The organism is Alkalibacillus aidingensis (assembly GCF_014595945.1).
Taxonomy (GTDB): Bacteria; Bacillota; Bacilli; order Bacillales; family Alkalibacillaceae; genus Alkalibacillus; species Alkalibacillus aidingensis.
The window spans coordinates 274,237-289,656 of record NZ_JABXWU010000001.1 but is presented as its reverse complement, the minus strand read 5'-3'; the positions used below and the strand labels follow the sequence as shown (position 1 = coordinate 289,656).

Sequence of the window (15,420 nt, the reverse complement as noted above, 5' to 3'; positions counted from 1 at the left end):
TTCTAAGCTCTTGGATGTGCGTTCTTGTATACATTTTGTAAATAATCTTTTGTTACGTGTGTATAAATTTGCGTTGATGATAAATTTTCATGACCGAGCAATTCTTGTACAGAGCGTAAATCAGCCCCCTCATTCAGCAAATGAGTCGCAAACGTATGTCGCAATTTATGAGGATGAATGGAAGAAGTTAATGCAGCTCTTTTCATCATGTCATTTAAAATATATCTAACTCCTTCGTCAGTTAGAGGCCCACCACGATGATTCACAAATAATTGCTCTTGTACTTCATCCACTTTTTCAATCAATGTAAGCCTTCCATCATCGATATATCGTTTTAAAGCTTGTTGAGCATATAACCCAAATGGGACATAGCGCTGTTTATTACCTTTACCGTGTACAAGTACAATCCCAAGATTAAAATCAAGGTGTTCTAATTTAATCTGTGTTAATTCACTCACTCGTACACCAGTAGCATATAGTAGTTCAATTAATGCTTGATTACGCTGGCCTAATGATGTCGTTAAATCCTCAACTTGAAAAAGCTTCTGTAATTCTTCCTCGTAAAAGAACTGGGGTATGTATTGATCTTTTTTTGGCATTGACACGTAATGAAATGGATTTTGATCAACTATACCTTCTCTCTCTAAATACAAATAAAAATTTCTTAAGCTTGATAATTTTCTTGATACAGAGACCCGTGATAACCCTTGATCGTATAATTCAGTTAAAAACAATCTTATATCAGAGTGACGCACATCATGAAAAGCCGAGATAACTTCTTTTTGTAGGAAAGTTATAAACTGTTCAACATCTAGAATATAATGTTGAATGGTGTGTTGGGAGGCATTCTTTTCAACAGTAAGAAAGCGCTTGAACTGTTCAACAATTGATTTCAATTCCATATTCACCCTCCCTAAATAAGCAAATTAAATTTTATCAAACTTTTCCGAATAATTCAACAATTATCACATAGTTGTCACCCTTATATTTTTTGTTTAAAATTAATGACATACATAATCCTCAATTCCTTATGTAACAACTTACTAACCAATCGTAAATTCTATATGAATAAAAATTGTGTGTCAATTTTAACAACTCGGCTACTATCATGTTTCACAAAATGTATACAAAATATTCAAAACTCATATAAAAATTTGCTAAAAAATGAAAAAAAAGACGAGTTATTCAAAACTCGTCTTTTTCTATTCTTATTATTGTTGGACATTCTCCGAATAATCGCATTCCGTACATTTAACTTGAACACCTTTTTTCTGTTTCTTCTCAACTAAAAGAGAGGAACATTTAGGACATGGGCGTTCTATTGGTTTATCCCATGAAATGAATTCACATTCTGGGTATTGATCACATCCATAGAAAGTTCTTCGCTTTTTACTTTTACGCTCAACGACATTACCTTCTTTACATCTCGGACATTTTACACCGATTTCTTTTAAGATTGGTTTGGTATTACGACAGTCTGGGAAATTGGAGCATGCTAGAAACTTACCATATCTCCCCATTTTATAAACCATCTCATGTCCACACTTCTCGCAATCTTCACCAGCCGGTTCATCACGGACTTCAATTTTTTCAATTTCTTCTTCCGCTCGATCTAAGCGCTTTTGGAAATCTTGGTAAAACGTATGAATGATTTGACGCCAGTCTTTTTTTCCTTCTTCTACAGCATCTAAATTATTTTCCATATCAACCGTGAACTGTACGTTAACTATCTCTGGAAAGTATTCCTCCAATAACTCCGTCACAAGCCCACCTAATTCAGTTGGGACAAACCGGCGATTATCAAGAGCTACATATCCTCTTCTTTGGATCGTATCAAGTGTCGGAGCATAAGTAGATGGTCGACCAATCCCTTTTTCTTCAAGTGTTCTAACCAGTCTTGCTTCGGTGTATCTCGGAGGTGGCTGTGTAAAGTGTTGGTTAGGGGTGATCTCTTGGGATTTAACCTGTTGCCCTTCCTCTAATGGCGGCAGGACTTTTTGTTCATCTTTTTTCTGATCATCGCTACCTTCTACATATAACTCCATAAATCCTTTGAATTTAATTTGTGATCCTGTTGCTCTAAATTCAACTCCCTGATTAGTTAAATGAGCAGTTACGGTATCCATAACAGCTGGTGCCATTTGACTTGCTATAAACCGGTCCCAAATTAGCTTATACAGTTTATATTGATCATTTGATAATTTAGGCTTAATCGTTTTAGGATCCTTATGAGCAACTGTCGGCCTAATAGCTTCGTGCGCATCTTGTGAGCGGTTATCTTTTTTAGCCTTTGTTTGTTTACCAAGAAACTCCTTACCAAACTTCGCTTCGATTAATTCCGCTGCATCACCTTTGGCCGTATCCGAAATTCTGGTTGAATCTGTTCTCATATAAGTAATTAAACCAGTTGTTCCATCTTTACCACCTAAATCAATACCTTCATACAATTGTTGAGCAATCATCATCGTTTTCTTCGCTCTAAAATTGAGCTTTCGGAAAGCTTCTTGTTGTAACGAAGATGTCGTAAATGGTTGTGCTGGGTTTCTTTTTCGTTCACGCTTGTTAACTTTCACAACTTGAAACTCATCACCATCAAGACGTTCTAACACTGAATTAACATCATTTTCATTTTTTAATTCAACTTTCTCACCATCAATTCCATAAAACTTCGCTTCAAACTTTTTACGCTTATGAGTAAACTCACTGGTTATGGACCAATATTCCTCTGGTACAAAGTTTTTAATTTCATTCTCACGGTCTATAATCAGTTTAACCGCAACGGATTGAACACGTCCGGCACTTAAGCCTTTTTTGACTTTCTTCCATAATAATGGACTGATATTATAACCGACTAAACGATCTAAAACTCGTCTAGCCTGTTGAGAATTGACAAGACTCATATCTATTGAGCGTGGCTCTTTAAATGAATCCTTAACGGCATCTTTAGTAATTTCGTTGAAGACCACTCGACAGTTTGCATCTTCATCAATACCTAAACTATGAGCTAAGTGCCAAGCAATCGCCTCCCCTTCTCTATCGGGGTCGGCTGCTAGAAAGATTTTTTTCGCTTTTTTGGCAGACTTTTTCAAATCATTAAGAACAGGCCCTTTACCACGAATCGTGATATAACGGGGTTCGAAGTTATTATCAACGTCTACTCCCATTTGACTTTTGGGTAAATCAATTACATGTCCCATAGATGCTTTAACTTTATATTTTTTCCCTAAGTAGCGTTCGATTGTTTTGGCTTTTGCTGGTGATTCAACTATAACTAAGTAATCAGACATTAACCTATTCCTCCTACGAGGTATTTTCTTTTTTATTGGATATTTGTGTAAATTTACTTGAACAATTAATCTCATTCATTATTAAATAATTCTATATCATTTGTCAAACACATATGAAAAAAAACTGTTCGACAATTTATTAATTAACACTACCATTTATTGTTTATAGTTGCAAAATTTTTTGCAACCAATTATTTAGTTCATCATTACTGGTGATTGGGATTGCTCCTTCTCTAAGTAATTTATGACATCCTTTGGACTGCTCTAGAAATATAGAATCAGGAACGACGAATATATCTTTTCCTTGCTCGAGGGCTTGATCTGCTGTAATAAGTGTTCCACTTCTCTCTGCTGCTTCAATAATTAAAATAGCAGATGATAAACCACTTATTAAACGATTCCGTTCAGGGAAATGCCATTTTTGGGGTTTGATATGAGGTGGGTATTCCGTTATGACCAGACCTAACTGACTAATTTCCTGAAGTAACCCCTTGTGCATGGATGGATAGATATGATCAAATCCAAACCCTAGTATTGCAATCGTATTTGCGTTTTGTGATAAAGCAAAACGATGGCTCATTCCATCTATTCCTTGGGCCAATCCACTAGTAATAGTAATTTGATTTTCGACTACTGCTGACAGCAATTCTTCTATTTTTTGTTGGGCATATAAAGAAGGGTTTCTTGTTCCAATCACACTTAACATAGGGGTGTTTAACAGAGACAGATTTCCTTGGTAATACAGGACTAAAGGGGGATCTGGGATATGTCTAAAGGCATCGGGATAATTTTCATCAAACCAAGTTAAAACATTAAATTTCTGAAATTGATTCCAGGCGAGTAACTTATGATTATCATTATGGAGATGATTGTAAAGCTGTTGAGCTGAAGATTTTGTGAGGTGAAAATTTTTATGTAAATCTTCCGGAGATGAACTTAAAACTTGATTTAAGGTTGGATCACTGTCCATATATTGTAAGATTTTTCGCCGATTAAGGTCTTGAAAACGCAGTAAATAATAAAGTAAGAAGGCCTGTTTAACACTCAAATAAACCTCACTCCTTATGTTTTGATGGAAAGTATTTATAGGACCTCTATTCATGGTAAAAAAGTTGGGTTTAGAAACCTAAACCCAACTGCTTTAATAGAAATTAATGTGTTTTACATTTATCAACTAAACCTTTTTCTTCAAGAACACTAATCATAGTTTCACCCATAACTGATGGTGTTTCAGCTACTTTAATACCGCATTCATTCATTACACGGATTTTCTCATCAGCTGTACCTTTACCACCTGAGATGATCGCACCAGCGTGGCCCATGCGTTTTCCTGGAGGTGCAGTGGCTCCACCGATAAAGCCAACAACCGGCTTATCCATGTTAGCTTTAACCCATTCTGCTGCTTCTTCTTCAGCCGTACCACCGATTTCACCGATCATAATAACAGCTTCAGTTTCAGGGTCTTCATTAAACGCTTTAAGTACATCAATGAAGTCCGTACCATTAACAGGGTCCCCACCGATTCCTACAGCAGTAGATTGACCGAAGCCATTCTCTGAAAGTTGATGAACTGCTTCATAAGTTAAAGTACCGGAACGTGATACAACACCGATGTGTCCTTTCTTATGGATATAACCTGGCATAATACCGATTTTACACTCTTCAGGCGTAATAACACCAGGGCAGTTAGGACCTACTAAGCGAGTCTTTTTACCTTCCATATAACGCTTAACTTTAACCATGTCCATAACTGGAATATGTTCTGTAATACAAATGACTAAATCTAATTCAGCATCCACAGCTTCCATAATCGCATCAGCTGCAAATGGTGCCGGCACGTATACAACAGAAGCATTTGCCCCAGTTGTTTTCACAGCATCTTCAACTGTATTGAATACTGGAACACCTTCAACTTCTGTTCCACCTTTTTTAGGTGTTACACCACCGACGATTTGTGTACCGTATTCAAGCATTTGTTTTGTATGGAAAAGAGCTGTTCCGCCCGTAATACCTTGAACAATAACTTTTGTGTCTTTATTAATAAATACGCTCATTTTCGCCCGTCCTTTCTTATTTTACTAGAGATACGATTTTCTCTGCGCCATCAGCCATTGATTCTGCTGAAGTAATATTTAGGCCAGATTCATCTAAAATCTTCTTACCTAGTTCGACATTAGTACCCTCTAAGCGTACAACTAGTGGAATTTCAAGACCAACTTGCTTAGTTGCTTCGACAACACCTTCAGCAATAACGTCACACTTCATAATTCCACCGAAGATATTAACTAGGATACCTTTAACATTGGCATCGGACAAAATGATCTTAAATGCTTCAGTAACCTTTTCAGCAGTCGCACCGCCACCTACATCTAAGAAGTTAGCCGGTTCGCCGCCATAATGTTTAATGATATCCATAGTAGCCATTGCTAATCCTGCGCCATTAACCATACAACCAATGTTACCGTCTAATGAAATGTAGCTTAGATCATGTTTTGAAGCTTCGATTTCTTTTTCATCTTCTTCGTCTAAGTCACGGAAATCAACAATATCTTTATGACGGTACAATGCGTTGTCATCAAAGTTTAACTTCGCATCTAACGCTAATACTTCGCCATCACCTGTTGTTACTAGTGGGTTGATTTCTGCGATTGAACAATCTTTTTCAGTAAATACTTGGTATAAGCTCATCATGAACTTAACTGCTTTACCTAATAGTTCATCAGGAATATTTAAGTTGAAAGCTAACCTTCTAGCTTGGAAAGGAGTTAAACCTGTAACAGGGTCAATTACTTCTTTGAAGATTTTCTCAGGAGTTTCAGCTGCTACTTCTTCAATCTCAGTTCCACCCTCTTCAGAACCCATCATTACCACGCGAGATGTCGCGCGATCTAAAACAATTCCTAAGTAATATTCTTTTTGGATGTCGCAACCTTCTTCAATAAGAAGACGTTTAACTTCTTTACCTTCTGGGCCTGTTTGGTGAGTTACTAATGTCTTACCTAAGATTTCATTAGCGTATTCACGTACGTCATCTAAATTTTTAGCGATTTTTACACCGCCAGCTTTACCACGTCCACCAGCGTGGATTTGCGCTTTTACAACTGTTACACCTGAACCTAATTCTTGAGCGGCTTCAACTGCTTCATCAACAGAGAATGCTACTTTACTGTTAGGTACAGCAACATTGTAATTGCGGAAAATTTCTTTCGCTTGGTACTCATGAATGTTCATGTTACATCCTCCCATCAAAAAGTCACTGCAATAAATATATACTAAATATTTAAACCACACTTTGTATATTATACATGAAAATTGTCACAATCAAAAGAAATAGGTTAGGATTTTTCATACTTTTTATCTAGCTGATAAATGAAAGCAAAAACTTCTGCAACAGCTTGATATAAGTCCTCTGGGATGGTCTCATTAATATTAAGTTCACTCATTAGCTCGACTAATGCTTGATCCTCATATACCGGTATATCGTGCTCTCCTGCTGAGTTGATAATATCCTCTGCAATTAACCCTTTCCCCTTAGCAATAACTTTTGGAGCGTCATGATGGTCTTCATTATACTTTAACGCAATTGCCTCTTTCCTCTTGCCATCACTCATACCTTTAAATCCACTCCTTTATAGCCATGGTTAGACTGACCTCTATATGGTGTCTCTAATACTTCATAACTTTGTCTTAACGGTTTAACATCAAAATTTGTTAACTGATACTGATGACTAGCCAAATTAATAGCTAACATCTGTTTGAACTCTTCTGCTAATCCTTTTACTCGATTGGGTTGATCATGATAAATGGTTAAATCAATTTGACTATTTTTCACTTGCATATCTATAACTGTCTCTTCAATATTAGGTAAATTAAGATAGAACATAACACGACAATGCCGGGGATGAATCGAGCCATCTTCACGCTTGGAACCTTCAAAATCCATCCACAGATCTTCGTTTAACCCAAACATCTCTTTAGGTAAATGGGCACTGAATTGAACCCAGTCTCGATTTGCCTCTTGATAAGATAAATGCATGGCTTGTAAGATTTGAATTACAGATTGTAAGTTTTCTTGCATAGCTGTGCCAGACGTCTGAGCAGCCATGGTTGAAATTAGCGATTGAATAGACGGATAATCGGGCAACTGATTTCTTAAAACACTTAGCTCAAACTGTGTTAATTGAAAAAAAGCGCTTAATTGGTTCATAAACGAATTTAAGTTGGTCATTTGGGACTGAACCAATGCGTTCCAAAAATGTAAAGCCCTTTGTTCTTGGCCTACGACTTGACTTGTAAGAAGGTTATTTATTTCTTGATATAATTGTTGACCTTCTTGTGAAGTCAAAAATTGTTGAGCCATTTTCCAATTTTGATTCTGCATCATTTGTGTTAAATGTTGCATGTATGACTGCATGGTCGCGGGTAAAGAATTAGCTAATTGTTGATATGAAGGTAGTTGAGTTATATTGTGCATCAAATTCAACTGATTAGGTGCCATCCTACTAAGTGTTTCGTCTTTTAGCATACCAAGCTGCTGAACAAAAGATTGAAGCATACGTATTTGCCTACTTGAACCATTTAATTGCTGGTTAGCCAATTGGTTAATAACATCACTAATTTGTTTAGATGATACACTGATTGGCAGCTGCTCAGGCTTTATATTACTAGTAAGTTCACTATTAGTGGATAACTGAAATTGAACTTGATTAGTTTGAGCCCAATTTCTCCATAGATTGTCCCACTGGGAAAAATTCATTTGAGATGAAATTAACCCACCCTTTTGAAACAATTGAAAAGTTGTCTGGGACCCTCTTCCAAGCTCGTATAACACTTGATGTACAAACGTATTCAATAACTGTTGTTCGTTCATATTGTTACCAGTTAGAACATTTAAATGAGCTGAGAGTTGTATTTGTTGTGAGGTTAAGCTCTCACTTTGTGCTAACTGCCCTTGGATTTGTTGTATCGATTGACTAAAAGATATAGGTTGATTGACTCGTTGATTAATAGCCCAGTAAAGCTGTTCAGTTAATGGGAAATTACGAGTCAACATTTCTCTAAGGATCGGGTGAGAATTCTCATCAGACCCTAGAGATGCCAAATGAAGAATTTGAGCTAAATTTCTTTCACTGATAGGTAGTTGATCCTTTAATAGTGAAGCTATTAACCTTTGCTCTGCACGACTCGCTGTCAGTCCTGAAGACTTTAGTAAAATTCTAGCTGCTTCATCAGGGGTTTTAGCTGGTTCATCACTCACAATTCTTAACCTTATGTATGGGGTCGTTTGATTTACCTGCATTAAATAATTTTGATTAGCTTGCAAATTCGTAGTTAATTGAGCAACTACCTGCTGTCTACCAATATTAACCATTGCCTTGTTATCAGGAAAAAACTTGACAACTTTCCCCCGTACAACTTGTCCATCCCTTAATGAAAGTTGCGTTGAGTTGGATCCTTTCACACGAATTGATTGGAAAATTTTATTAACTTCTGTCATCCAAATCTACCACCTTTATATGGTATATAACGAGACGGGGTTAAATGATTTTCTATGATAAGGGGTTGGCCCATATTGTTGTAATGCTTCTAAATGTGGTTTGGTTCCATAACCCATATTCTGCCCAAACTGAAATGCTGGGTATTTTTTACTAAAATCTTTCATCATTCGGTCACGCGTTACCTTGGCAACAATACTAGCAGCAGCAATTGAAATGCTTTTTGCATCCCCTTTAATAATAGACTGCTGAGGTACTTTAAGATCTGGCAGCGTCATGGCATCTAATAGTAAAAAATCAGCCTCTAAATTCATATTCTCAATAGCTAGGCGCATAGCTCTCTTAGAAGCTTCATAAATGTTAATCTGATCAATGACACGGTTATCAACGATTCCTACACCTATTGAATAAGCTTGCTTTTGGATAATTTCAAAATACTCAGCTCGTTTTTCTTCTGTCAGTTTTTTGGAATCATTTATTCCTAGCAATGACTGATCATTTATATCCAATATAACTGAAGCAGCGACAACAGGGCCTGCTAAAGGACCTCTGCCAACTTCATCCACTCCAGCAATAGCCCGATAACCTTCTGCTTGTTGGTTATATTCATATTGTTTCATTTGTTCAAACTGGGATAATTGCAATTGTTTAGCTTCCAGCCGTTTATCGTATTGTTTGATAAGTTTTTGTACTCCAGCTCGGTCGTCTTGTCTAAGTTGTTTAATCCAGTCTTCTGAAACATCTGGTTGATTGATCTGTTCCTTAATTTGTGCTATTGTCCCCTGCCCTCTCACGGTTTTACTCCCCCATTTTATTGATCTTTCTCTCTGTTAAAATCCGTTGTTGTTTATATCGAGTTAGCGATAGGATGTTCAGTAACTTTTTTTAGGTGGTGCTTTTCAATGACGTTTTCGCTTCTCACGGTGGTGAAACGTCATTGAAAGTGCTGCTCTCTTACGTTTTTCGCTTCACACGGTGTCAAAACGTCATTGACAGTGCTTCTATCTTACGTTTTTCGCTTCACACGGTGTCAAAACGTCATTGACAGTGCTTCTATCTTACGTTTTATGCTTCACACGGTGTCAAAACGTCATTGAGTTTGCTTCTCTCTTACGTTTTGTGCTTCACATGATGGTAAAACGTCATTGACAGTGCTTCTATCTTACGTTTTTCGCTTCACACGGTGTCAAAACGTCATTGACAGTGCTTCTATCTTACGTTTTTCGCTTCTGACGGTGGTAAAACGTCATTGACAGTGCTTCTATCTTACGTTTTGTGCTTCACACGGTGTCAAAACGCCATTGACAGTGCTTCTATCTTACGTTTTTCGCTTCACACGGTGTCAAAACGTCATTGAAAGCCCAAGAACTCTCTGAGTGATGATGAACATCATCGATCAAATACCAATTATAACAACAATCCCCCTAAAAACAGTCACCAATTATTCCTCTATTCGGTCAAATGTTACCTGTCCCAAATCACCACTTCTTAAATCTTGAATAATGATATCCGCAACTTTATCGTAATCAACCATTCCACCTGAAACTAGACACCCACGCTTTTTGCCAATAGAATCAAACCATTCAACAATATCATCGGTATCTAGGTCTAATGAGTATCTTTCCGTTAAAGCATTCGGATCGTGTTCCTTTAAATAGCGTAAAATGAACACTGCAATATCGTCTAAATGCAGAATTTGGTCTTTAATCGTACCAATAGCAGCTAACTTATAACCAACCTCTTCGTCTTCAAATTTAGGCCATAAGATTCCTGGTGTATCTAAAAGTTCAAACTCACCTTGAACCTTGACCCACTGTTGTTGTTTAGTCACACCAGGTCGATCACCCGTTTCTGCACGTTTTTTATTAACTAATCGATTGATTAAAGTGGACTTCCCAACATTAGGAATACCAATAATCATCGCACGTAACGACCGGGGGTTAATTCCTTTTTCTACACGTCTTTCATTAATTCCTTCGCCTATTTTCTTAGCTTGTTGAACGATTTTCTTTATATCATTTTTGTTATTTACATTAACGGCTAAAGCGTGTAAGTTCTGAGAGTGAAAATAATCGACCCAAGCTTGAGTTAACTTTGGATCAGCTAAGTCACTTTTCATTAATAGAACTAGTTTTTGTTTATCACCTAGCACTTCTTGAAGCATTGGATTTTGGCTAGATAGTGGTGCTCTTGCATCCACTAATTCAACGACTAAGTCGACTAGTTTTAGTTTTTCTTCGACTTCACGTTTGGCCTTGGCCATATGTCCAGGAAACCATTGAATTGTCATCTTTCACTCACCTCTACCTTATATCTTAACGGTTATTTGATCTTAAAACAAAGAAAAAAAGAGCCTGACTTGAAAGCCAGGCTCTTTTCGTTTCATCTTGTTATTATCGTCTTTCTGGAATACGCGCTGCTTTACCACGTAGATCACGTAGGTAATAAAGCTTCGCACGACGTACTTTACCACGACGAGAAACTTCGATTTTGTCTACTCGTGGAGAATGTACCGGGAATGTACGCTCAACGCCAACACCGTAAGAAATCTTACGTACGGTAAACGTTTCGCTAATTCCACCACCACGTCGTTTGATCACAACACCTTCGAATACCTGGATACGTTCACGGTTACCCTCGACAACTTTAACGTGTACCTTTACAGAGTCACCCGCGCGAAATTCAGGTACATCAGTACGCAATTGGTCTTGTGCGACTTGATCTAGAATGTTTTGCATGTTCGTTCACTCCTTCCAAACTAATGCTCTTACTTAACCTCTTAAGTAGCGGAACATCGTTATCAAGCTTAAGTGAACACTTAAGCACTAGCTTAATATATCATAAAGGTTATTCAGATGCAATATCTATCTCTTTTTAATATCTTTTAATATTTTTCGATCTTCTTCACTTAACTGATCCTCATCAATAAGATCTGGTCTTCTTTCAAAAGTTCGTTTAAGTGATTGATAACGGCGCCATTCTTCAATTTTTTGGTGGTTTCCAGACATTAAGACATCTGGTACTTTATGTCCTCTAAAGTCACTAGGACGTGTATAATGTGGATGCTCCAATAGATTTATCGAAAAAGAATCTTTGACAGCAGAATCTTCATTACCAAGTACTCCTGGTAACAAACGAACCACACTATCAGCAATAACCATGGCTCCCAATTCTCCTCCTGTTAACACATAGTCACCAATCGAAATTTCATCGGTTGCTAATTCAGTACGGACTCTCTCATCGAACCCTTCATAATGCCCACAGACTAATACTAAATGTTCTTCTTCTGCTAACTCCTCAGCTTTTTGTTGAGTGTAGCGTTCTCCTTGTGGACACAATAGAACAACCCGTGGCTCAGTTTGATTCTGCTTTTTTAAATCTTCAACCGCATCAAATAAGGGCTGTGGTGTTAATACCATTCCAGCACCACCCCCGTATGGATAATCATCGACTTTACGATGCTTGTTTTCCGTATAATCACGAAAATCAACCAATTGATAATCGTAAGCTCCTTTTTCTCTTGCTTTCTTCAAAATGGACGATTCAAATACACCTGTAAACATCTCAGGAAATAACGTTAAAATATCAAGCTTCATTACGTAAGCAACCCTTCCATTTCTTCAATTACGATTCGTTGATTCTCAATGTCCACTTGTTTTACAACATCATCAATATACGGAATCAGAGCATCCTTTTTACCTTGTCGCTGAACAACCCAAACATCATTAGCTCCTGGAGATAGAATTTCTTTGACGTGACCTATATGTGAACCATCCGTTAAGTAAACCTGACAACCGATAATTTCATAGTAATAAAATTCCCCCTCATCTAATTCATGAAGGTCTTCTTGTGCGACTTTTAACTGATAATTCTTCAAAGGTTCTACCTCGTTGATTGATTCGTAGCCTTCAAATGACAATAGGTCGAACTGTTTATGCTTTCGATGTGTTTTGACGATTAACTCAGTCGGCGATTGCTGTTCATCTAAAATGTACAACCGACTCCCCGGCTCAAAGCGCTCATCAAAATCAGTTACCGCAATAACTCGTACTTCCCCTCGGACACCATGTGTATTAACGATCTTTCCAACATTTAAGTATTCTTTACTCATATCAATCACCTATCTATTCGAACGATTTGACCATCTTGAATGACAACTGCTTTTTCTCCGACAACATCTTCCCATGGATCTCCGATTGACTTTTCAACAATCTCTTCTACTTCACCTTCAATAATTTCGCTTCCTAGAGGTAATTGTTCTAGTTGTGAGATTTGTTGTTCGTACCAATCGATCGATTGCTGGCGTTTAAGTTCCTCTTTAGCAAATTTCTCTTCGACTTTAGCTTGGTCAAAAGTTCGCTGATAAATTAATTTTCTTTTTTCAAATTGTAATTGTTGTATTTCTTTTTTCTTATTGTTTAATAGCTTTTGGAACTTATCCAGTAGCTGTTGTTTACTTGATTCTGTGACGACTTGTTTAATCGTTGTCTTGCGAATAAATTGCATGGAGCATTCACCCCGTCTCCAAAAGAAAAATGGAATCTTATAAAATGCTTAAACTCAATATGGATATAAGCTCATCATACCATTGAGCACGATCACAAAGCCTGAGTAAATGAACATCATCCACCAAATAAAGCAAAAGTCACGAAAAATTATATTTTTAACTACAAAAAAGGGAAAGGTTGTCCCCTCTCCCTCTTTACATAATATCAACAAAAACCTTTTTGCTTGAATTCGTATTAGCTGCGTGGACAACCGTACGAATTGCTTTAGCAATACGTCCATTTTTTCCAATTACTTTTCCAACGTCTTGTTCATGTACTGTTAAATGATAACGAATTTTATAATCCGTCTCCTCAACTGTCACATCAACATCTTCTGGGTAATCAACCAATGGATTTACAATTGTTTCAATTAAGGCTTTCATGCTATCACAAATCCTTATTAGTTATTTTTTGACTCGTGAAACTTCTCCATGATGCCTTGCTTTGAGAATAAGTTGCGTACTGTGTCACTAGGTTTTGCACCTTTAGTCATCCAGTCTAACGCTTTTTCTTCGTCGATTGAAACCTCTGGAGTTTCAGTAACTGGATTATATGTGCCAATTTGCTCAATAATACGTCCATCACGAGGTGAACGTGAATCTGCAACTACTACACGGTAAAAAGGTTTTCTTTTAGAACCCATTCTTTTTAAGCGGATTTTAACTGCCATATCTTACACCTCCATTAAATTGCTTATCACAAGTAAAGATTGTATCAGAGATTTAAAAGTGTGTAAAGGATTTTTCCATTACATAAACGGAAAATTCATTCCACCCTTCTTCCCTTTCTTAGAACTTGTCATTTGTTTCATCATTTTCTTCATTTCATCAAACTGTTTAAGCAAGCGATTGACCTGGGCAACTGAAGTGCCTGATCCCTTGGCAATTCGCTTCTTACGACTAGCATTAATTATGCTAGGGTCGACTCTTTCTTTCTTGGTCATGGATTGGATAATAGCTTCAATATGAGATAGCTGTTTATCATCCACCTGTAGGTTTTTCATGCCTTTCATTTTATTGGCACCAGGCATCATATTTATTAGTTCATCTAATGGCCCCATATTTTTTACTTGATCCATTTGTTCTAGGAAGTCTTCGAATGTAAAAGACATAGACCGCATCTTGTCTTGCATTTCTTTAGCTTTTTTCTCATCGACTTCAGCTTCTGCCTTTTCAATTAAGCTAAAGACATCCCCCATTCCTAAAATACGTGAAGCCATGCGATCAGGATGGAAAGCTTCTAATTGGTCAAGTTTCTCACCCATACCAGCGAATTTAACTGGTTTACCTGTTACAGCTCGAATAGATAAAGCAGCACCACCACGAGTGTCACCATCTAATTTGGTTAAAACAACCCCACTAATATCAAGTTGTTCATCAAAACTTTCAGCAACGTTTACAGCATCCTGACCTGTCATCGCATCAACAACTAAGAAGATTTCATCAGGGTTGGTGTCTTCTTTAATTTGTTGTAATTCTCCCATTAGATCTTCATCGACATGTAAACGACCGGCTGTATCGATGATGACATAATCGTGGTGTTCTTCCTTAGCTTTATCGATCGCTTCATTGGCAATATCAACCGGATTAGCATCAGTTCCCTTAGAATAGACAGGCATATCTAGTTGCGTGCCTAACGTTTCTAACTGATCAATCGCAGCTGGCCGATAAACGTCAGCTGCTACTAACAATGGATTACGGTTATATTTTTTGCGTAGTAAATTAGCTAACTTACCTGTAGTCGTTGTTTTACCCGCACCTTGTAAACCTACCATCATAATAACGGTTGGTGGCTTATTAGCTACAGCAATCTTACTTTGCTCTCCACCCATTAGTTCCGTCAACTCTTCTTTAACCACTTTGATGACTTGCTGCCCTGGTGTCAGGCTCTCTAAAACTTCTTGACCGACAGCTCGTTCTTTTATTCGTTTAATTAAATCCTTTACGACTTTAAAGTTAACATCGGCTTCAAGCAAAGCTAGTCTGACTTCACGCGTCATTTCTTTAACGTCTGCTTCAGATACCTTACCCTTACCTGTAATTTTTTTAATTGTTCCTTGCAGTCGCTCGGCTAAACCTTCAAATGCCATTT

16 protein-coding genes are annotated in these 15,420 nt (G+C 37.4%); all 16 read right to left on the bottom strand.

Features of this window, described 5'->3' with window-relative positions:
* Positions 1-2: 2 nt before the first annotated feature.
* Positions 3-902, bottom strand: a complete 900-nt coding sequence (gene xerC / locus HWQ49_RS01460; protein ID WP_188205795.1) for a tyrosine recombinase XerC — start codon at positions 900-902, stop codon at positions 3-5.
* Between the two features lie 309 nt (positions 903-1,211).
* Positions 1,212-3,287 carry a type I DNA topoisomerase gene (topA, locus tag HWQ49_RS01455; RefSeq protein WP_188205794.1) on the bottom strand — a complete coding sequence of 692 codons (2,076 nt, stop codon included), beginning with the start codon at positions 3,285-3,287 and terminating at the stop codon, positions 1,212-1,214.
* Between the two features lie 163 nt (positions 3,288-3,450).
* The gene (dprA, locus tag HWQ49_RS01450; protein WP_188205793.1) at positions 3,451-4,335 is read right to left on the bottom strand and encodes a DNA-processing protein DprA; all 885 of its coding nucleotides are present in this window, start codon (positions 4,333-4,335) and stop codon (positions 3,451-3,453) included.
* A gap of 103 nt (positions 4,336-4,438) precedes the next feature.
* Positions 4,439-5,341 carry a succinate--CoA ligase subunit alpha gene (sucD, locus tag HWQ49_RS01445; RefSeq protein ID WP_188205792.1) on the bottom strand — a complete coding sequence of 301 codons (903 nt, stop codon included), beginning with the start codon at positions 5,339-5,341 and terminating at the stop codon, positions 4,439-4,441.
* 16 nt (positions 5,342-5,357) lie between these two features.
* Entirely contained in the window at positions 5,358-6,518 is a 1,161-nt protein-coding gene (sucC, locus tag HWQ49_RS01440; protein ID WP_188205791.1) for an ADP-forming succinate--CoA ligase subunit beta, read from the bottom strand.
* 104 nt (positions 6,519-6,622) lie between these two features.
* Positions 6,623-6,898: an EscU/YscU/HrcU family type III secretion system export apparatus switch protein gene (locus HWQ49_RS01435; protein ID WP_188205790.1), complete on the bottom strand. Its 276-nt coding sequence runs from the start codon at positions 6,896-6,898 to the stop codon at positions 6,623-6,625.
* On the bottom strand, positions 6,895-8,784 hold the full coding sequence (locus HWQ49_RS01430; RefSeq protein WP_188205789.1) for a hypothetical protein: 1,890 nt from the start codon (positions 8,782-8,784) through the stop codon (positions 6,895-6,897). Before HWQ49_RS01430 ends, HWQ49_RS01435 begins: the two co-directional genes overlap by 4 nt.
* A 15-nt stretch (positions 8,785-8,799) precedes the next feature.
* Positions 8,800-9,576 (bottom strand): ribonuclease HII, encoded by a 777-nt coding sequence (locus HWQ49_RS01425; protein ID WP_188205788.1) that lies wholly within the window; start codon positions 9,574-9,576, stop codon positions 8,800-8,802.
* A gap of 647 nt (positions 9,577-10,223) precedes the next feature.
* Positions 10,224-11,072 carry a ribosome biogenesis GTPase YlqF gene (gene ylqF / locus HWQ49_RS01420; protein ID WP_188205787.1) on the bottom strand — a complete coding sequence of 283 codons (849 nt, stop codon included), beginning with the start codon at positions 11,070-11,072 and terminating at the stop codon, positions 10,224-10,226.
* A 103-nt stretch (positions 11,073-11,175) separates the two neighbouring features.
* A complete protein-coding gene (rplS, locus tag HWQ49_RS01415) occupies positions 11,176-11,520 on the bottom strand; it encodes a 50S ribosomal protein L19 (protein WP_188205786.1) in 345 nt (114 codons plus the stop codon).
* A 126-nt stretch (positions 11,521-11,646) separates the two neighbouring features.
* Positions 11,647-12,378, bottom strand: coding sequence for a tRNA (guanosine(37)-N1)-methyltransferase TrmD (gene trmD / locus HWQ49_RS01410; protein ID WP_188205785.1), 732 nt, complete (start codon positions 12,376-12,378; stop codon positions 11,647-11,649).
* On the bottom strand, positions 12,378-12,893 hold the full coding sequence (gene rimM, locus HWQ49_RS01405) for a ribosome maturation factor RimM (protein ID WP_188205784.1): 516 nt from the start codon (positions 12,891-12,893) through the stop codon (positions 12,378-12,380). The genes trmD and rimM overlap by 1 nt, the downstream gene beginning before the upstream one ends.
* A 5-nt stretch (positions 12,894-12,898) precedes the next feature.
* On the bottom strand, positions 12,899-13,288 hold the full coding sequence (locus HWQ49_RS01400) for a YlqD family protein (RefSeq protein ID WP_188205783.1): 390 nt from the start codon (positions 13,286-13,288) through the stop codon (positions 12,899-12,901).
* Between the two features lie 196 nt (positions 13,289-13,484).
* Positions 13,485-13,712: a KH domain-containing protein gene (locus tag HWQ49_RS01395; protein WP_188205782.1), complete on the bottom strand. Its 228-nt coding sequence runs from the start codon at positions 13,710-13,712 to the stop codon at positions 13,485-13,487.
* 17 nt (positions 13,713-13,729) lie between these two features.
* On the bottom strand, positions 13,730-13,999 hold the full coding sequence (rpsP, locus tag HWQ49_RS01390) for a 30S ribosomal protein S16 (protein WP_188205781.1): 270 nt from the start codon (positions 13,997-13,999) through the stop codon (positions 13,730-13,732).
* Between the two features lie 78 nt (positions 14,000-14,077).
* The gene (gene ffh, locus HWQ49_RS01385; protein WP_188205780.1) at positions 14,078-15,418 is read right to left on the bottom strand and encodes a signal recognition particle protein; all 1,341 of its coding nucleotides are present in this window, start codon (positions 15,416-15,418) and stop codon (positions 14,078-14,080) included.
* Positions 15,419-15,420 lie beyond the last annotated feature (2 nt).